18 protein-coding genes are annotated in these 16,464 nt (G+C 72.3%); 5 read left to right on the top strand and 13 right to left on the bottom strand.

Features of this window, described 5'->3' with window-relative positions; genetic code table 11:
* Window positions 1-2: 2 nt before the first annotated feature.
* Window positions 3-1,268, bottom strand: a complete 1,266-nt coding sequence (locus ACF08F_RS24900; RefSeq protein ID WP_392300753.1) for an MFS transporter — start codon at window positions 1,266-1,268, stop codon at window positions 3-5.
* Window positions 1,269-1,330: 62 nt separating this feature from the next.
* On the opposite strand from ACF08F_RS24900, the gene ACF08F_RS24905 reads away from it, so the two are divergent.
* Window positions 1,331-2,287 carry a LysR family transcriptional regulator gene (locus ACF08F_RS24905; RefSeq protein WP_392300754.1) on the top strand — a complete coding sequence of 319 codons (957 nt, stop codon included), beginning with the start codon at window positions 1,331-1,333 and terminating at the stop codon, window positions 2,285-2,287.
* Here the strand turns inward: ACF08F_RS24905 and ACF08F_RS24910 are convergent.
* Together ACF08F_RS24910 and ACF08F_RS24915 are read right to left on the bottom strand one after the other, a co-directional pair.
* The gene (locus tag ACF08F_RS24910) at window positions 2,284-3,057 is read right to left on the bottom strand and encodes an alpha/beta hydrolase (protein WP_392300755.1); all 774 of its coding nucleotides are present in this window, start codon (window positions 3,055-3,057) and stop codon (window positions 2,284-2,286) included. The genes ACF08F_RS24905 and ACF08F_RS24910 overlap by 4 nt on opposite strands.
* Before the next feature lie 121 nt (window positions 3,058-3,178).
* Window positions 3,179-3,508: a hypothetical protein gene (locus ACF08F_RS24915; protein ID WP_392300756.1), complete on the bottom strand. Its 330-nt coding sequence runs from the start codon at window positions 3,506-3,508 to the stop codon at window positions 3,179-3,181.
* 184 nt (window positions 3,509-3,692) lie between these two features.
* On the opposite strand from ACF08F_RS24915, the gene ACF08F_RS24920 reads away from it, so the two are divergent.
* Together ACF08F_RS24920 and ACF08F_RS24925 are read left to right on the top strand one after the other, a co-directional pair.
* On the top strand, window positions 3,693-4,847 hold the full coding sequence (locus ACF08F_RS24920; protein WP_392300757.1) for an adenosine deaminase: 1,155 nt from the start codon (window positions 3,693-3,695) through the stop codon (window positions 4,845-4,847).
* A 172-nt stretch (window positions 4,848-5,019) separates the two neighbouring features.
* The gene (locus tag ACF08F_RS24925; protein ID WP_392300758.1) at window positions 5,020-5,385 is read left to right on the top strand and encodes a hypothetical protein; all 366 of its coding nucleotides are present in this window, start codon (window positions 5,020-5,022) and stop codon (window positions 5,383-5,385) included.
* Window positions 5,386-5,458: 73 nt separating this feature from the next.
* On the opposite strand, the gene ACF08F_RS24930 is transcribed toward ACF08F_RS24925, so the two are convergent.
* The 5 genes from ACF08F_RS24930 to afsQ1 all read right to left on the bottom strand — a co-directional run bounded on the left by ACF08F_RS24930 (window position 5,459) and on the right by afsQ1 (window position 9,274).
* A complete protein-coding gene (locus ACF08F_RS24930; protein ID WP_392300759.1) occupies window positions 5,459-5,662 on the bottom strand; it encodes a PspC domain-containing protein in 204 nt (67 codons plus the stop codon).
* A 91-nt stretch (window positions 5,663-5,753) separates the two neighbouring features.
* Entirely contained in the window at window positions 5,754-6,335 is a 582-nt protein-coding gene (locus ACF08F_RS24935) for a VanZ family protein (protein ID WP_392300760.1), read from the bottom strand.
* A 97-nt stretch (window positions 6,336-6,432) separates the two neighbouring features.
* Window positions 6,433-7,071: a hypothetical protein gene (locus ACF08F_RS24940; RefSeq protein ID WP_392300761.1), complete on the bottom strand. Its 639-nt coding sequence runs from the start codon at window positions 7,069-7,071 to the stop codon at window positions 6,433-6,435.
* Window positions 7,068-8,600, bottom strand: coding sequence for an ATP-binding protein (locus tag ACF08F_RS24945; RefSeq protein ID WP_392300762.1), 1,533 nt, complete (start codon window positions 8,598-8,600; stop codon window positions 7,068-7,070). Before ACF08F_RS24945 ends, ACF08F_RS24940 begins: the two co-directional genes overlap by 4 nt.
* Window positions 8,597-9,274, bottom strand: coding sequence for a two-component system response regulator AfsQ1 (afsQ1, locus tag ACF08F_RS24950; protein WP_017239746.1), 678 nt, complete (start codon window positions 9,272-9,274; stop codon window positions 8,597-8,599). Before afsQ1 ends, ACF08F_RS24945 begins: the two co-directional genes overlap by 4 nt.
* Window positions 9,275-9,443: 169 nt before the next feature.
* Here afsQ1 and ACF08F_RS24955 point away from each other — a divergent pair, with 169 nt between their 5' ends.
* The gene (locus ACF08F_RS24955; protein ID WP_024755347.1) at window positions 9,444-10,163 is read left to right on the top strand and encodes a SigE family RNA polymerase sigma factor; all 720 of its coding nucleotides are present in this window, start codon (window positions 9,444-9,446) and stop codon (window positions 10,161-10,163) included.
* Window positions 10,164-10,329: 166 nt separating this feature from the next.
* On the opposite strand, the gene ACF08F_RS24960 is transcribed toward ACF08F_RS24955, so the two are convergent.
* Window positions 10,330-11,025 carry a uridine kinase gene (locus tag ACF08F_RS24960; protein ID WP_392300763.1) on the bottom strand — a complete coding sequence of 232 codons (696 nt, stop codon included), beginning with the start codon at window positions 11,023-11,025 and terminating at the stop codon, window positions 10,330-10,332.
* Between the two features lie 52 nt (window positions 11,026-11,077).
* On the opposite strand from ACF08F_RS24960, the gene ACF08F_RS24965 reads away from it, so the two are divergent.
* Window positions 11,078-11,476 carry a hypothetical protein gene (locus ACF08F_RS24965; protein WP_392300764.1) on the top strand — a complete coding sequence of 133 codons (399 nt, stop codon included), beginning with the start codon at window positions 11,078-11,080 and terminating at the stop codon, window positions 11,474-11,476.
* A gap of 7 nt (window positions 11,477-11,483) precedes the next feature.
* Here the strand turns inward: ACF08F_RS24965 and ACF08F_RS24970 are convergent, their stop codons facing one another.
* The 4 genes from ACF08F_RS24970 to deoC form a co-directional block, all read right to left on the bottom strand.
* Window positions 11,484-12,776 (bottom strand): TerD family protein, encoded by a 1,293-nt coding sequence (locus ACF08F_RS24970; RefSeq protein ID WP_392300765.1) that lies wholly within the window; start codon window positions 12,774-12,776, stop codon window positions 11,484-11,486.
* 147 nt (window positions 12,777-12,923) lie between these two features.
* Window positions 12,924-13,820: an aldehyde dehydrogenase family protein gene (locus ACF08F_RS24975; protein WP_392300766.1), complete on the bottom strand. Its 897-nt coding sequence runs from the start codon at window positions 13,818-13,820 to the stop codon at window positions 12,924-12,926.
* The gene (locus ACF08F_RS24980; RefSeq protein WP_392300767.1) at window positions 13,813-15,249 is read right to left on the bottom strand and encodes an aldehyde dehydrogenase family protein; all 1,437 of its coding nucleotides are present in this window, start codon (window positions 15,247-15,249) and stop codon (window positions 13,813-13,815) included. The genes ACF08F_RS24975 and ACF08F_RS24980 overlap by 8 nt, the downstream gene beginning before the upstream one ends.
* 5 nt (window positions 15,250-15,254) lie before the next feature.
* On the bottom strand, window positions 15,255-16,214 hold the full coding sequence (gene deoC / locus ACF08F_RS24985) for a deoxyribose-phosphate aldolase (protein ID WP_024755353.1): 960 nt from the start codon (window positions 16,212-16,214) through the stop codon (window positions 15,255-15,257).
* Window positions 16,215-16,464 lie beyond the last annotated feature (250 nt).

A 16,464-nucleotide genomic window follows, 5' to 3' on the forward strand; every position in this document is an offset into this window, starting at 1 on the left:
AGTCAGTTGCAGGCGGCGGCGAGTTGTGGCCGGCGGGCCGCGACCCGGGCGCTGTGGCTCCCGTAGAGGGTCACGGACACGACGCCGAGGACCGCGACGAGGCCGATCACGACCGTGCCCGCCCAGCCGCCCGCGTGGTAGGCGACGGCGCCGAGCGTGCCGCCCAGGCTGCTGCCGAGGTAGTACGCGGACTGGTAGAGCGCCGAGGCCTGCGCCCGGCCCGTCTTCGCCGTGCGGCTCACCGAGGAGGAGGCGACCGCGTGGCCGGCGAAGAAGCCGGCCGTGATGAGGACGAGCCCCGCCAGGACGGCGGCGAGCGAGTCGGAGAGCGAGAGCAGCAGGCCCGCGGCGGTCGTGGAGACCGCCAGGTAGAGCGCCCCGCGGCGGCCCAGCCGGCCGACGAGCTTCCCGGCGGCGGCCGAGGCGACCGTACCGACCAGGTAGACGAGGAAGATCGAGCCGACGACGCCCTGCGCGAGCGAGAACGGCGCCTCGACCAGGCGGTAGCCGATCACGGTGTACACCGCGCCGAAGACCGTCATGAACAGCGCGCCGATCACGTAGAGCCGGACGAGCAGCGGGTCGGACAGGTGCGTCCGGACGGCGCCCGCCAGCGCCTTCGGGTTCAGCGTGCCCGGCGTGAAGTGCCGCGCCTTCGGGAGCAGCGCCCGGAAGGCGATCGCGCAGAGCAGCGAGGTCAGGCCGACGGCGGCCAGACCCGCGCGCCAGCCCCACATCTGGGCGACCCAGCCGGTCACGATCCGGCCGCTCATGCCGCCGATCGAGTTGCCCGCGACGAAGAGGCCGATCGCCGCGACCAGCGCCTTGGGGCGGACCTCCTCGGCGAGGTACGCCATCGCGGAGGCGGGGAGCCCGGCGAGCGCGGCGCCCTGGACGGCGCGGAGGGCGATCAGCACCTCCAGGCTGGGGGCGAAGGGGACGAGCAGCGAGACGGCGACGGCGACCGAGAGGGAGGCGGTCATCATCGCGCGCCGCCCGAAGCGCTCCGAGAGGGCGCTGAGCGGCAGGACGCACAGGGCGAGGGCGCCGGTCGCGGCGGAGACCGTCCATGAGGCGGCGGACGCGGTGGCGCCGAACTCGGCCGAGATGGCCGGGAGAAGGGCCTGTGTGGAGTAGAGGAGGGCGAAGGCGGCCAGTCCGGCGGCGAAGAGCGCGAGGCTCGTCCGGCGGTAGCCGGGGGCTCCGGGGGAGAGGCGGGTGTCGGCGGACGCGCTGGTGGCGGCCGCCTTGGTACTGGCGGGAGGCATGTCTCGAACGTAGGACGATCCGTTTCATGCGTCCAATGCACGGAACTGCTGTAATCGTTCCCATGGCGCATGAGTACAGGTCACAGCCTCGCCTGTCACCGAACAGTAACGAAGAAGACATGGGACTGCTGCTGGCCCCGCGGCTCGCGTACTTCGCGGCCGTCGCGCGGCACGAGCACGTGACCCGGGCCGCGGCCGAGATGGGCGTGCCGCAGTCGACGCTCTCCCGGGCCATGGTCCGTCTCGAACAGGACCTGGGCGTCGCCCTCTTCGCCCGCCGCGGCCGCACGGTCTCGCTCACCCCGGCCGGCCGCCGCTTCCTCACCGCCGCCGAGAAGGCGCTCACCGAGGTCGAACGGGCCGCCGACACCGTACGGGCCGACGCCGATCCCACCGCCGGCCGGGTCGCCTTCGGCTTCCTGCACACGATGGGCTCCGAGACCGTCCCCGGACTCATCAGGGCCTTCCGCGTCGACCACCCGCGCGTCCGCTTCACCCTCGTCCAGAACTACGGCGAGGCCATGATCGAGCGGCTCAGGGCGGGCGACCTCGACCTCTGCCTGACCTCGCCGGTGCCGGACGCCCCCGACCTCGTGGCCCGGCGCCTCGACGAGCAGCGGCTGCGGCTCGTCGTCCCGGACGACCACCGGCTCGCGGGCCGCCGCCGTGTCCGTCTCGCCGAGGCCGCCGAGGAGACCTTCGTGACCCTGGAGCCGGGGTACGGGCTCCGCCGCATCACCGACGACCTGTGCGCCGAGGCCGGCTTCAAGCCCCGCGTCGCCTTCGAGGGCGAGGAGGCCGAGACCCTGCGCGGCCTGGTCGCCGCGGGCCTCGGCGTCGCCCTGCTGCCGCCGCCCGCCGTCCCGCGCCCCGGCGTCGTCGAACTGACCGTCACCGCGCCGCGCGCGGTCCGCGAGATCGGCGTCGCCTGGCTCGACGGCCACCCGGACACGGCCCCGGTCGCCGCCTTCAAGAAGTTCCTGCTGAGCCGCCGCGGCCACCTGCTGCCCAAGGACTAACGCCGGGAGGAGCTCCCGAAGCCCACCGCGAGCGGCATCCGCAGACCCAGGGGCGGGGGCGCCGCCAGCGCGTCCGTCACGGGCCGGGCCACCGGCCGGGCGAAGAGCGCCCCGAGCGTGAAGTCCGCGGCGAGCGCCTGGACCTCCGTCGCGTACTGGCGCAGCGCGTGCCCGTCCGAGTGCACCTCGAAGCGGCAGGTGTCGCGGTTCGTCTTCTTGGCCCGCGCCGCGAAGCGGAACGACAGCTCGGGGTCCGTACGGGCGTCGTTCGTGCCGTGCACGATCAGCACCCGCCGCCCGGCCAGCTGCCGCACCGGCTCCGGCTCCGCCGCCACGTCGTCCTCCGGCAGCCACGGGGCCAGCGCGACGACCGCGCCGACCGCGTCGTGCCCGGCGGCCCGCAGCGCCGCCCGCGCCCCCATCCCGTGGCCGACGAGACAGACCGGGACGTCGCCGTAGCGGCGTACCGCCTCGGCCACGGCCCAGCCGGCGTCCGCCGCGAGCTCCGCGTCCGCGCCGTTCCAGCCCCGCCCCCGGTAGCGCACCACGTGACCGACGAGCCCCTCCGACCGCCCGGCCCTGACGAGCGCGCGCCCGACGGGCAGCACGCCGAGGTGCGCGCGCACCGAGGCGCGCCGGACCGACGACGGTTCGCCGTCCGGCAGGAGCAGCACCACGCCGCCCACCGCCGCCGACAGGGAACCTCCAACGGGGCGGCCGAGCCGGGGTCTCCGGGTCTCGGACGGCCCCACGAGTGCGTAGTGAGCCATGGTGGAACAGTCTCAGAAGGCGAGGTGTACACCACCCGTACACGCGGTCACTGTTACGCATCGCCGTGGGGCCGAACGTCCGCCTCCGCTCCTTGTGTTCAAAGCGGAAGGCGGGTCCCCGTCAGCCGGTGGTGCCCGTCTTGCCCGTCGTCGCGGTGCTCGCGGTGCTCGCGGTGCTCGCGGTCTGGCCGGTCGCGCCGGTGAGCGCGGTCGTGTTGACGAGCCCGTTCGGGCCGATGAGCCGGTCCGTGCCGAGGAGACTGGCCGAATCGAGGAGCGAGATGTCGCCCAGGAGCTCCGGGGCGAAGTTCAGCGTCTGCGTGCAGGCGCCGAAGACGCCCTGGCAGCTGTCGGTGAGCTGCTGGGTGTCGGAGGCCTGCGCCGTGCCGACCATGCCCATCGTCAGGGCGCCCGCCGAGACCGCCACGAGCAGTCCACGGATGATTCGCATGCCACGTCCTTCCTTGGTTCCGGCGGGTTTCGGATCCCGCCGTGAAGGCACCACGTAACCGCGCACCCAGGCGTACGGGAGTGTGCTGACCTGGTGGTGTCGTCTCAACGGCCCAATAAGTCGTATGCGCGACCGGGGCGTCGGAATCCGCGCGCTCTACGCGCGTAGGGGCTAGAGTGCGGAAATGACGAGCCAGACCCCCAACGTCCCCACCGCGGACCAGATCCGCCGTGCCCCGAAGGTGCTGCTCCACGACCACCTCGACGGCGGACTGCGCCCCGGCACGATCGTCGAACTCGCCCGTGAGCAGGGCTACGACCAGCTTCCCGAGACCGAGCCCGACAAGCTCGGCATCTGGTTCCGCGAGGCCGCCGACTCCGGCTCCCTGGAGCGGTACCTGGAGACCTTCGCGCACACCTGCGCCGTCATGCAGACCCGTGACGCCCTGGTCCGCGTCGCCGCCGAGTGCGCGGTCGACCTCGCCGAGGACGGGGTCGTGTACGCGGAGGTGCGCTACGCGCCGGAGCAGCACCTGGAGGCCGGTCTCAGCCTCGAAGAGGTCGTCGAGGCCGTCAACGAGGGCTTCCGGGAGGGCGAGCGGCAGGCCAGGGCAAACGGTCACCGCATCCGGGTCGGCGCGCTGCTCACCGCCATGCGGCACGCGGCCCGCGCCCTGGAGATCGCCGAACTCGCCAACCGCTACCGCGACTCCGGCGTCGTCGGCTTCGACATCGCGGGCGCCGAGGCGGGCTTCCCGCCCACCCGCCACCTCGACGCCTTCGAGTACCTGAAGCGCGAGAACAACCACTTCACGATCCACGCGGGCGAGGCCTTCGGGCTGCCCTCCATCTGGCAGGCGCTCCAGTGGTGCGGCGCCGACCGGCTCGGCCACGGCGTCCGCATCATCGACGACATCGAGGTCGCCGAGGACGGCGCGGTGACCCTCGGCCGGCTCGCCGCCTACGTCCGCGACAAGCGCATCCCGCTGGAGATGTGCCCCTCCTCCAACCTCCAGACCGGCGCCGCCGCCTCGTTCGCCGAGCACCCGATCGGCCTGCTCCGCAGGCTGCACTTCCGGGCCACGGTCAACACCGACAACCGGCTGATGAGCGGTACGAGCATGAGCCGGGAATTCGAGCTGCTGACCGAGGCATTCGATTACACGCTCGACGACATGCAGTGGTTCACGGTCAATGCGATGAAATCAGCGTTCATCCCTTTCGATGAACGGCTGGCCATGATCAATGAGGTCATCAAGCCCGGATACGCCGAGCTCAGGTCCGAATGGCTGTTCCAGCAGACGGCCACGACCAGCGAGTCTTCCCGGACGGAGGGCTGAGTGCGGCCCTGAAGGAGGGCGAGGAGCGGCCGGGTGAGCACGACACCCGGCCGCTTTCCGGTGTTTGCGATGGCGATGCCCGGTGGTTAGGTTGCAGAGCCGCTCTGCATTCCCAGGATTTCCCCTCCCGGCTTTCCCGGAAGCCCCCGGATTCCCCAAGGAAGATTTTCAGATGAAGCAGTCTGCCGCCAAGAAGCTCGGTGTCGCCGCCCTCGGTGCCGCTTTCGCCGTCACCGCCGCCGGCACGGCCTCCGCAGCGCCGTCCCTGCCGCTCGACGCGGACGCTCTGGGCACGGTGACCAACGCAGTCCCGCTGGGCGACGGCCTCACCACGCTCCCCGACGGTGCCGGAGAGTCCCTCGCCGCCGGTCAGGGCGCCCTCGGCCAGGGCCTCGACCAGGGCGTGAAGACCCTCCCGGCCGCCGCCGGCCAGGCCACCCAGAACCTGCCGCTCGACGCGGCGGCCGGCGGCCTCGGCGCCACCCCGCTCGGCGGCCTCCTCGGCGGCCTGCCGATCGGTGCCCTGCCGCTCGGCTGACACCGGCCCGTAGACGCCGAAGGGGCGCGCACCCGGTCCTCCCGGGTACGCGCCCCTTCGGCGTGTGCGCCGACTACCAGGCCGTCGTGCTCGCGCCCTTCTCCGCCGGCAGGAAGATCCACAGCGCCAGGTAGAGCAGGAACTGCGGGCCGGGCAGCAGGCACGAGACCAGGAAGATCACGCGCATCGTCGTCGCGGAGGTGCCGAAGCGCCGGGCCAGCGCCGCGCACACTCCACCGATCATCCGTCCGTTGCGAGGGCGGGCGAGAGCGGCCATGGTGGGCTCCTTCGGAGTCGTCTCCGGGAGCCGCTCCGTCGGGCTCCCGATGACTCCATGGTGCCGCCGGGAGGGGGCCCGGGGCGTCGGTCTACCGGGCGATCGGGACCCTGGGAATCCTCGGGGTCGAACCCTGAGCCGTCTCGTTCCGGAGCAGGGGGGAACCCTCACCCGACCCCGTACCCACGGAGGACTCCGCCCGCCCGGCCTCCGACCAGCGGCGCAGCCGGGCGCGCCCGACGGGCACGAACAGGAGATGGGCGAGCGCCACCCCGGCGGTGTTCAGGAGTACGGAGTCGACGTCCACGACCTGACCCGGCACGGCGGTCTGCAGCAGCTCCACGGCCAGCGACACCAGCGCGCCGGCGGCGGTCGTCCGGGCCAGCGAGGCCCAGCGGGAGACGTCGAGCCGCCCGTCGGCCATCGGGAGCAGCACCCCGAGCGGGGCCAGGAGCAGCAGTCCCTCGCCGATCAGCCGGGCCGCCTCGACGCCGCCGAGGGCCAGGTCGGCCCGCAGGCCGGCCAGCGGGATCGTGTTCGGCGGGGTCACCCAGGCCACGTCACGTGGCCTCAGGCTGACCCAGGCGACGAGCAGCAGATGCGCGAGGAGGAGGACGAACCCCGCCACGCGGACGACCACGGCGGCATTGCCGCCCGAACCTTGACGCTGCACGCCCCCCAAGACGCGCACCACAGCGGAATCGGTTCCGCCGGTCCGGATCCGGGCCGAATCGGTCCGGATCCGGACCGGCGGGCACCCCTTCGGGTGCTCAGCCCGTGGACGTCGCCACCGGTACGCCCGGTGTGGCCGTCGGCGGGACGGACTCCGGGCGCTCCCGCAGCTCCGTCGTGCACCGGTAGCGCTTCGGCGCGTACGCGCCGGGGCCGCCGAGGAGGACCGTGTGGTCGCCCGCGCCCGCCGAACTCGCCGAGAAGGTGCAGACGAGCTGCGAGAGCGCGACCGGGGTCAGGTCCTCGGGCTGCCGGCTCAGCCGCAGCGTGCCCGCCGGGTCGCCCTTGCGTCCGGCGCCGACCGCGAGCGGACCGCGCACCGCGCTCGTGAACCCGGCCTGCCGCTCGTCGTCCGAGGGGTCGTCGAGGAGCTGCGCGAGCAGCCCCTTGGCCGTCACCACCGGATCGCCGCCCGCCTTCTCCTCCGGCAGCGGCGCCCTGCGGTCCACGGCGTCCAGCTGCGAGCCGCACAGCAGGAACACCCGCACGGGCACGCCCTGCGCGGCCGACGCCGAGGTGTTCTCGCCGGTCACGCTGCACGGCACCCGGGAAGGAGCCGCGCCCGCGTCGACCGGCACCGAGGTCGTCCTGATGCCGCAGCCGGTGACGAGCGCGGTGACCGCGGCGGCCGCCAGGACGCCCGTACCGGCCGTGCGGCCGAAGGTCCGGCGTCTCACGCTTCCTCCACCTCGCCCTGGCTGCTGCGGGTCTGCACCTCGCGGGTGATCCCCGCGGCGTCCAGCGGCAGCCGCAGCACGAACACCGCGCCGTCGACCGTCCCGTCCTCGCCCACCGAGTTCGCGGCCGTGATCGAACCGCCGTGGATCAGCGCGTTCTCCATCGCGATGGAGAGGCCGAGCCCGCTGCCCTCCGACCGCGGCCGGGAGGCGCTCGCCTTGTAGAAGCGGTCGAAGACGTGCGGCAGCACCTCCTCGGGGATGCCGGGGCCGTGGTCGCGCACCGCGATGACCAGCTCGTCCTCGTCCGTGCGGACCGAGACCCGGACCGGCGAACCGCCGTGCTTCAGCGCGTTCCCGATGAGGTTCGCCAGGATCACGTCGAGGCGGCGCGGGTCGAGCGGCGCCACGATCCCGCGCTCGGCGTCGAGGTCGACCGCGTCCAGCCACGCGCGCGCGTCGATGCACGCGGTGATCTGGTCGGCGATGTCCACCTCGTCGAGCACGAGCCGGGCCGTGCCCGCGTCGAAGCGGGTCACCTCCATCAGGTTCTCCACCAGGTCGTTGAGCCGCCGCGTCTCGCTCACCACGAGCGCCACCGCCGGGGCGATCATCGGGTCGAGGGAGTCCTGCTCGTCCTCCAGGACCTCGGTGACGGCGGTCAGCGCGGTCAGCGGGGTCCGCAGCTCGTGCGACATGTCGGCCACGAAGCGCCGGCTGGACTCCTCCCGCGCGCTCATGTCCGCGACCTTCTTCTGCAGGGACTCGGCCGCGCTGTTGAACGTCCGCGTCAGATCGGCCAGCTCGTCCGCGCCGGTGACCCGCAGCCGGGTGTCGAGCTTCCCCTCGCCGAGCTGCTTGGCCGCCTCCCCGAGCCGGTGCACCGGACGCAGCACGGTCGTCGCCGCGACCTGCGCCAGCAGCACGGAGCCCGCCACCGCCAGCGCGGTCGCGATCCCCAACGACCAGCCGAGCGAGTTCAGATCGGCCTTCTCCGCGGCCAGCGACTTGAACATGTACCCGGCGGGCCCGCCGCCGTCGATCCGCGTCCCGCCGACCAGGTACGGCGTCCCGTCCCGCTCCGTGCGCTGCCAGAACAGGTGGTACGGATACGGGTTGGCCTCCGTCACCGGCCGCTTCGTGTCCACGGCGTCCCGCAGCGAGCGCGGCACGTCGGCCAGCGTGAAGTCGTCCGGGTCCGAGGCGCCGACGATCGGCTTGCCCACGGCCCGCTCCCCGAGCAGCAGCACCTGGTAGTTCGCGGCGCTGCCGCCCGCCATCTGCTCGGCGGTCCGCCGCAGATCGTCCTCGGTCGGCCGCAGCGGCAGCGTCGCCGCCCGGTTCTGCATCTCCTGCCGGAAGTCGTTGAGCGCCCCGTCCTGGGTACGCGTCAGCACCGCCTCGCGGTTGAGCCAGTACGCGATGCCGGAGGCGGCGACGGCCGCGGTGAGCGCGACCAGGGCGAAGACGACGACGAGCCGCAGCCGCAGGCTGGAGAGCCGCAGCCGCGTGAAGATCCCCTTGGTCACGCAGGAACGTCCAGCCGGTAACCGACGCCGCGGACGGTACGGATGAGCGTCGGCGAGGACGGCACGTCCTCCACCTTGGCGCGCAGCCGCTGCACACACGCGTCGACGAGCCGCGAGTCGCCCAGGTAGTCGTGCTCCCACACGAGCCGCAGCAACTGCTGCCGGGACAGCGCCTGTCCGGGCCGCCGACTCAGCTCCAGGAGCAGCCGCAGCTCGGTCGGGGTGAGCTGGAGGTCCTCGCCGTTCTTGGTGACCGTCATCGCCGACCGGTCGATCACCAGCGAGCCGTACGTCGCCGAATCCGTCGACTCCCGCTCGCCGCGCCGCAGTACGGCCCGGATGCGGGCGTCGAGGACGCGGCCCTGCACCGGCTTCACGACGTAGTCGTCGGCGCCGGACTCCAGGCCCACGACCACGTCGATGTCGTCGCTGCGGGCCGTCAGCAGGATGATCGGCAACTGGTCGGTGCGGCGGATCCGCCGGCAGACCTCGAAGCCGTCGATGCCGGGCAGCATGACGTCGAGCACGACCAGGTCCGGCCGCTGCTCGCGCAGCAGCTGGAGGCCGTCCTCACCCGTGGCGGCGGTGGCCACCCGGTGACCCTGCCGGGACAGGGACAGCTCAAGGGCCGTACGGATGGCGTCGTCGTCCTCGATCAGCAACAGAAAAGGCACGCCGTCATTCTGTCCCATGCGGCCGTCCGAGGACGACCGCTCGGTGACTCGCTTCTGTCCCGTCCCCTGTGACACGGCTGTGACAGTCGGCGGACAACGCCATGAAGTCCGCCGGGCAAGCTTCTTGGCACACGGACCGAAACACACTCCGACCGACGGGGGGCGCGAGATGAACGCACTGCACAGCACCACCTCAAGCGCAGTTGTCACGCGCCTCCACGACGTCGTGCGGAGCACGGAGAAGTCCGGCGCGGTGAACGGGCGGGGGTGCGTTCGCAGCGTCGGGCGTCAGCGCAAGGCGCCTTACATGGTGGCCATTGCTGACGGGGGAGCGGCGTACGGGGAGGTCACGGGGGAGCGTTCCTGTTCGGAGGCCGAGTTCACGGCCTACGTCCAGGAGCGTCGTGCCTCCCTGTACGCCACCGCCTACCACCTGACCGGTGACCGTTTCGAGGCCGAGGACCTGCTCCAGAGCGCGCTGTTCTCCACGTACCGCGCCTGGGACCGGATCAGCGACAAGGCCGCGGTCGGCGGATACCTCCGCCGGACGATGACCAATCTGCACATCAGCGCGTGGCGCCGGCGCAAGCTCAACGAGTACCCGACCGAGGAGCTCCCCGAGACGGTGGGCGAGACGGACGCGATGCGCGGCACCGAGCTGCGCGCGGTGCTGTGGCAGGCACTGGCCCGACTGCCCGAGCTCCAGCGGACGATGCTGGTGCTGCGCTACTACGAGGGCCGTACCGATCCGGAGATCGCGGAGATCCTGGACATCAGTGTCGGCACGGTGAAGTCGAGCATCTGGCGCTCGCTGCGGCGACTGCGCGAGGACGAGGTGCTGAGCTTCGGCCGTGACGAGGAGGAGTCCTTCGGCGAGCTGGTGGCCTGAAGGCGGGGGGAACGACCCACGGGGGCCCACGGGGGAAACGGGGGCCTGCGGGGAAACGGGGAAAACGGGGGACCGTACGGGGGTACGGGGGAACACACGAAGCGGGTCGTACAGGGCCGGGGGGCCTGTACGACCCGCTTCGTGCTGTGCGCGGAAGCCTCCGGGGTCAGCCGGCCGCCGGAGTGCGGTGGCGGCCCGCCGCCGCGGCGGCGAGACGGCCCAGGGCCTCGTCCTTGGCGCAGGGGTGAGCTCCCAGCCGCGTCTGCCGCGCCACGATCGCCCGCTCCGAGCGCATCAGGCGCCAGCCGCGGCGCAGCAGGAACGGCACCGACTTCCGGCCCTCCCTGAGGTCCCGGGCGAGCCGACGGCGGAAGGTCGTCGACGGGCGGCCGCGCAGACAGAGCGCGTCGGCGAGGACGTCGAGGTCACGGCAGCGGGCCACGATCTCGGCCGCGAAGATCCCCTCCGCCACGAACAGCGGGGTACGCCCGATGTCGAACCGCTCGCGGTCCACGCGGGAGCTCGTGGCGAGGTCGTACACGGGGACGTCCGTCCGCGCCGTACGGCACAGCTCGACGATGGCGGCGACGGCGGCGTCCGCGTCCCAGGACTGCGGCGAGTCCCAGTCGATGTCCGCGCTGCCGTCGACGAGCGGGAGCGACGGGTCGTCGCCCTCCTTGTAGAAATCGTCGAGGCGCAGGACCGGGAGGCCGGTGACGGCGGCGAGGGACGACTTGCCGGAGCCGGAGGGGCCGGCGAGCAGGACCACGCGGGTCGGGATCGGTAGGGAACTCACGGAACACCAGTGTGAGGCATTCCCCCGTCCAGGGGACCACCGAGGAAGGCCGTTGGTATCGAGCATCACACCTCAACTACTGTCGGTGGCCTTCCCCTCACCCCCTGGAAGGATCCTCATGGCGCGTCACGCAGAACCCCGGACCCCCCGTCGCAGCGCCCTGCTCAAGGCCGGGCTCACCGTCACGGCGGCGGGCGCCGCGGTGCTCGGCGCGGGCGCGGCGGCCCAGGCGGTCGCCCCGGTGCCGCTGCCCGTCGACTCGCTGACCCGGACGGACGCCGCCGCGGCCGGGGCGGGCGCGCTGAGCGGCGTCACCCACGGGCTGGGCCCGCTGACCCGGCTCCAGCTGGACCCGCTGGCCAAGACGGGCGTCGACCCGCTCGACAACGGTCTCGGCACCCAGGTCGCCGACTTCAAGCCGATCGGCACCGACCTGGTGACCGACCATCTGACGCAGGGCGGCGCGGTGGCCGATCTGCCGGTGGCCGGTCCGCTGACGCAGCGGCTGCTCCCGTAGGTCCGATTCAGCGCCTGGCGCGGCGCAGCCAGGCCGTCGCCGCGCTCGGCTGCTTCAGGCGGGCGCGCCAGGGGCCGTCCGCCCGCCTCAGATGGACGAGGACCGGGCCCTCGGGCAGCGTGAGGCTCTCCCGCCGCCTGCCGATCTCGTTGATGTACGGATACCTGCTGTCCGGGAGCGTGGTGGGGTCCTCGTGCCCCGCCAGGTCGTAGGAGTCGACGATGAAGTTGCTGTTGCCGCGGTAGTGGAAGGCGACGTCGATCGCCACTCCCGTGTGCAGCAGGACGTTCGGGCCCCAGGAGTCCAGCGTGTCCTCCGTGAGGAGCTGGGCCTCCGCCAGCGGCAGGACCCGCGCCTGCCAGAGGCCGTCGGTGCCCAGCTTCAGCCGCAGTCGCCCGTTCTCCGGCACGACGCAGAGCAGCCGGCCCCGGAAGTTCCGCTCCGTGGTGTTGACGAGGAGGTCCACCTCCTTGTTCGCCGGGCTGAGGGTCCACACGCTGGTGTGACCGTCGGTCTCGCCGGCGAACTCGAACACGACCGGGCCCGGCGGGAGGTCCGCGACGTCGATGACCTCGTTGTCCCGGCCGGTGAGCACGCGCGGCTCGAAGACCCCTCCGAACGTCCACGCCCCCGGGCCCTGTGCGAGGGGCGGGTAGGCGTGCGTGGCCGGGGCGGCCGGGGCCGGGGCCTGCGCGGGGGCGGGGGCCTGCGCGGGGGCCGGGACGGCGACCGGAGCCTGCGGTGCTTCCGGGACCTCCGCAGGCGTCTCCTCCGCCTCCGTGTCCTCCGGCCGGGTCTCCTCCGTCACGTCCACGCCGTGGTCCGCCGCCAGGCCGACGAGGCCGTCCAGGTAACCCTGGCCCACCGCGCGGAACTTCCAGCCGCCCGCCCGCCGGTACAGCTCCGCGAGGACCATCGCCGTCTCGCCGCCCGCCCCGGTCACCTCGTACCCGACGACCTGCGTGCCGTCCGGTGAGAGGACCCGTACGGACAGGCCGTCCACGTCCCGCAGCGCGCCGTCCTCCGTGGACGCGACCAGGAGCACGCGGTCGATCTCCGCCTCGACGCCCGCCAGATCGGTGTCCAGCCAGGTCGTGCCGTCCTCGTCGCCGCCCTCGGAGAACCGTACGGCGCCCGACGGGTGGACCGGGGCGCCGTCGAAGACGATGTCCGCGTCCCCCCGGACCCTGCCCCGCTCCGTCACGAGCAGCGCCGCGACGTCGATGCCGTTCCGGACGGCGACGCGCAGCGAGACCGTCGGGACGAAGGCGTTGTCTCCCTTGATCAATCCCCTCATCATGACCGGATCTTGCGGTCAAAGGGGGCCGCGGGGCAAGAGACGGCGGCCCCCGGGTGCGTATACCCGGGGGCCGTCGGTCGCGCTTCGGCGGGAGCCAGGGCGTGTTGCGAAAGTCCCGCCTGCCCGACGGCGCCTGGCACGCACGCCCTAGTACGAGGAGCCGCTCGCGCCCAGGGAGCCCGTCGGGTGCCAGACCGTCTTGGTCTCCAGGAAGGCGGTCATGCGGTCCGTCCCGGGGGACTCGGCGAAGTCCTCCGGGCGCGGGCGCAGGACGCGCTTGAGGTTGTCCGCCGCCGCGATCTCCAGCTCGCGGGCGAGGTCTCCCTCGGTGGCGCCCGTGAGGTCGATCGCGTTGACGTCCTGGTGGGCCGCGAGGTGCGGGCCCATCTCGGCGGCCTTGCCGGAGAGGATGTTGACCACGCCGCCCGGGAGGTCGGAGGTGGCCAGCACCTCGCCCAGGGAGAGGGCGGGCAGCGGGGACTTCTCCGAGGCGACGACCACGACCGTGTTGCCCGTCGCGATCGCCGGGGCGATCACCGAGACCAGGCCCAGGAAGGACGACTCCTGGGGGGCGATCACCGTGACGACGCCGGTCGGCTCGGGGGAGGAGAGGTTGAAGTACGGGCCGGCCACCGGGTTGGCGCCGCCGACGACCTGGGCGATCTTGTCCGTCCAGCCCGCGTACCAGACCCAGCGGTCGATCGCCGCGTCGACGACCGCGGCCGCCTTCGACTTCGACAGGCCCTCCGCGTCCGCGACCTCGCGGACGAACTGCTCGCGGCGGCCCTCCAGCATCTCGGCGACGCGGTAGAGGATCTGGCCGCGGTTGTACGCGGTCGCGCCCGCCCAGCCGCCGAAGGCCTTGCGGGCGGCGACGACCGCGTCACGCGCGTCCTTGCGGGAGGAGAGCGGCACGTTCGCCAGCCACTTGCCCTTCGAGTCCGTCACCTCGTACACCCGGCCGCTCTCGGAGCGGGGGAACTTGCCCCCGACGTACAGCTTGTAGGTCTTGAAGACGCTCAGCCGCGTCGCCGACTCAGACATCGAGGTAGGCCTCCAGACCGTGACGGCCGCCCTCGCGGCCGAAGCCCGACTCCTTGTAGCCGCCGAAGGGCGAGGTCGGGTCGAACTTGTTGAACGTGTTGGCCCAGACGACACCGGCGCGGAGCTTGGAGGCGACCGCCAGGATGCGGGAGCCCTTCTCCGTCCAGATGCCGGCGGACAGGCCGTACTGGCTGTTGTTGGCCTTCGCGACGGCCTCGTCCGGCGTACGGAAGGACAGCACCGAGAGGACCGGGCCGAAGATCTCGTCGCGGGCGATCCGGTGCGCCTGCGTGACGTTCGTGAAGAGCGTCGGGGCGAACCAGTAGCCGGCCGTCGGGATCTCGCAGGAGGCGGTCCAGCGCTCGGCGCCCTCCGCCTCGCCCTGGTCCACCAGCGACGTGATGCGGGCCAGCTGCTCCGAGGAGTTGATGGCGCCGATGTCGGTGTTCTTGTCGAGCGGGTCGCCCAGGCGCAGGGTGTTCAGGCGGCGCTTGAGCGAGTCGAGCAGCTCGTCCTGGATCGACTCCTGGACCAGCAGGCGCGAGCCCGCGCAGCAGACCTGGCCCTGGTTGAAGAAGATGCCGTTGACGATGCCCTCGACGGCCTGGTCGATGGGGGCGTCGTCGAAGACGATGTTGGCGCCCTTGCCGCCCAGCTCCAGGGTGACCTTCTTGTGCGTGCCGGCGACGGAGCGCGCGATCGACTTGCCGACCGCGGTCGAGCCGGTGAAGGCGACCTTGTTCACGTCCGGGTGCTCGACCAGTGCGGCGCCCGTGTCCCCGTAACCGGGAAGGATGTTGACGACGCCCTTCGGCAGCCCGGCCTGGCGGCAGATGTCCGCGAAGAACAGGGCGGAGAGCGGGGTCGTCTCGGCCGGCTTCAGGACGACGGTGTTGCCCGTCGCGAGGGCCGGGGCGATCTTCCACGCCAGCATGAGCAGCGGGAAGTTCCACGGGATGACCTGGCCGGCCACGCCCAGCGGGCGCGGGTTCGCGCCGTAGCCCGCGTGGTCGAGCTTGTCGGCCCAGCCCGCGTAGTAGAAGAAGTGTGCGGCGACCAGGGGGAGGTCGGCGTCGCGGGTCTCCTTGATCGGCTTGCCGTTGTCCAGGGTCTCCAGGACGGCCAGCTCGCGGCTGCGCTCCTGGATGATCCGGGCGATCCGGAAGAGGTACTTGGCGCGCTCGGAGCCGGGCAGCGCCGACCACTTCTCGAAGGCCTTCCGCGCCGCCTTCACCGCGCGGTCCACGTCCTCGGCGCCCGCCTGGGCGATCTCGGACAGGACCTCCTCGGAGGAGGGGGAGACGGTCTTGAAGACCTTGCCGTCGGCCGCGTCGACGAACTCGCCGTCGATGAACAGGCCGTAGGAGGGGGCGATGTCGACGACGGACCGGGACTCGGGCGCCGGCGCGTACTCGAATGCAGATGCCATGTTGATCAGTCCACCGTCACGTAATCGGGGCCGGAGTAACGGCCGGTCGCCAGCTTCTGGCGCTGCATCAGCAGGTCGTTGAGCAGGCTGGAGGCGCCGAAGCGGAACCAGTGGTTATCCAGCCAGTCCTCACCGACGGTCTCGTTGACGAGGACGAGGAACTTGATCGCTTCCTTGGTGTTGCGGATGCCGCCGGCGGGCTTCACGCCGATCTGCACGCCGGTCTGCGCGCGGAAGTCCCGCACGGCCTCCAGCATGAGGAGCGTGTTCGCCGGGGTGGCGTTGACCGCGACCTTGCCGGTCGAGGTCTTGATGAAGTCCGCGCCGGCCATCATGCCGAGCCAGGAGGCACGGCGGATGTTGTCGTACGTGGACAGCTCGCCGGTCTCGAAGATCACCTTGAGGCGGGCGCGGTCGCCGCACTCCGCCTTGATCGCGGCGATCTGCTCGTAGACCTTCAGGTAGTGGCCGGCGAGGAAGGCGCCACGGTCGATGACCATGTCGATCTCGTCGGCGCCCGCGGCGATGGCGTCGGCCGTGTCGGCCAGCTTCACGGGGAGCGCGGCGCGCCCGGCCGGGAAGGCGGTGGCGACCGAGGCGACCTTGACGCCGGAGCCCGCGACGGCGGCCTTGGCGGTGGCCACCATGTCGGGGTAGACGCAGACGGCGGCGGTCGTCGGGGTCGTGCGGTCGGTCGGATCGGGGTTGACGGCCTTGGCGGCGAGCGCCCGGACCTTGCCCGGGGTGTCCGCGCCTTCGAGCGTCGTCAGGTCGATCATGGAAATGGCCAGGTCGATGGCGTACGCCTTGGCCGTGGTCTTGATCGAGCGGGTGCCGAGGGACGCGGCGCGCGCCTCCAGGCCGACGGCGTCGACGCCGGGCAGCCCGTGGAGGAAGCGGCGCAGCGCACTGTCGGACGCGGTCACGTCGGCGAATGCGGATGCTGCGGATGCAGTGGTGGGCATGGTCACCAGTCGAGCATATCTACGCGCGTAGCGACCTGTACAGGGGAGGGTCTTCGCGGAGCACGAGGTCAAGGGCGCCGGTCGGCGTGGTGGCCCAGGGGTGACAGGGCCCGTGACTCCTGTCACACGGCCGTGACATGGAGCGGACAAGTCCTGAATACAAGATCAATAGATTTTCATCAGCAGCCAGCCGGACCTCACCGGAACCAGTCGGACCGAGAAAAAGCGGCATGCGGCTCTCCCATCGACC

Origin of the sequence: Streptomyces sp. NPDC015130 (genome assembly GCF_043080005.1) — a bacterium.
In the GTDB taxonomy this organism is placed as follows: Bacteria; Actinomycetota; Actinomycetes; order Streptomycetales; family Streptomycetaceae; genus Streptomyces.

Excerpts from the sequence above, each read along its gene's own strand:
- ACF08F_RS24975 (WP_392300766.1), bottom strand. The coding sequence starts at position 13,820 with ATGTCTGAGTCGGCGACGCGGCTGAGCGTCTTCAAGACCTACAAGCTG.
- ACF08F_RS24915 (WP_392300756.1), bottom strand. The coding sequence starts at position 3,508 with ATGCGAATCATCCGTGGACTGCTCGTGGCGGTCTCGGCGGGCGCCCTG.
- ACF08F_RS24900 (WP_392300753.1), bottom strand. The coding sequence starts at position 1,268 with ATGCCTCCCGCCAGTACCAAGGCGGCCGCCACCAGCGCGTCCGCCGAC.
- ACF08F_RS24965 (WP_392300764.1), top strand. The coding sequence starts at position 11,078 with ATGGCGCGTCACGCAGAACCCCGGACCCCCCGTCGCAGCGCCCTGCTC.
- ACF08F_RS24930 (WP_392300759.1), bottom strand. The coding sequence starts at position 5,662 with ATGGCCGCTCTCGCCCGCCCTCGCAACGGACGGATGATCGGTGGAGTG.
- ACF08F_RS24960 (WP_392300763.1), bottom strand. The coding sequence starts at position 11,025 with ATGCTCGATACCAACGGCCTTCCTCGGTGGTCCCCTGGACGGGGGAAT.
- ACF08F_RS24910 (WP_392300755.1), bottom strand. The coding sequence starts at position 3,057 with ATGGCTCACTACGCACTCGTGGGGCCGTCCGAGACCCGGAGACCCCGG.
- ACF08F_RS24925 (WP_392300758.1), top strand. The coding sequence starts at position 5,020 with ATGAAGCAGTCTGCCGCCAAGAAGCTCGGTGTCGCCGCCCTCGGTGCC.
- ACF08F_RS24970 (WP_392300765.1), bottom strand. The coding sequence starts at position 12,776 with ATGATGAGGGGATTGATCAAGGGAGACAACGCCTTCGTCCCGACGGTC.
- ACF08F_RS24920 (WP_392300757.1), top strand. The coding sequence starts at position 3,693 with ATGACGAGCCAGACCCCCAACGTCCCCACCGCGGACCAGATCCGCCGT.
- deoC (WP_024755353.1), bottom strand. The coding sequence starts at position 16,214 with ATGCCCACCACTGCATCCGCAGCATCCGCATTCGCCGACGTGACCGCG.
- ACF08F_RS24955 (WP_024755347.1), top strand. The coding sequence starts at position 9,444 with ATGAACGCACTGCACAGCACCACCTCAAGCGCAGTTGTCACGCGCCTC.
- ACF08F_RS24980 (WP_392300767.1), bottom strand. The coding sequence starts at position 15,249 with ATGGCATCTGCATTCGAGTACGCGCCGGCGCCCGAGTCCCGGTCCGTC.
- ACF08F_RS24905 (WP_392300754.1), top strand. The coding sequence starts at position 1,331 with ATGGCGCATGAGTACAGGTCACAGCCTCGCCTGTCACCGAACAGTAAC.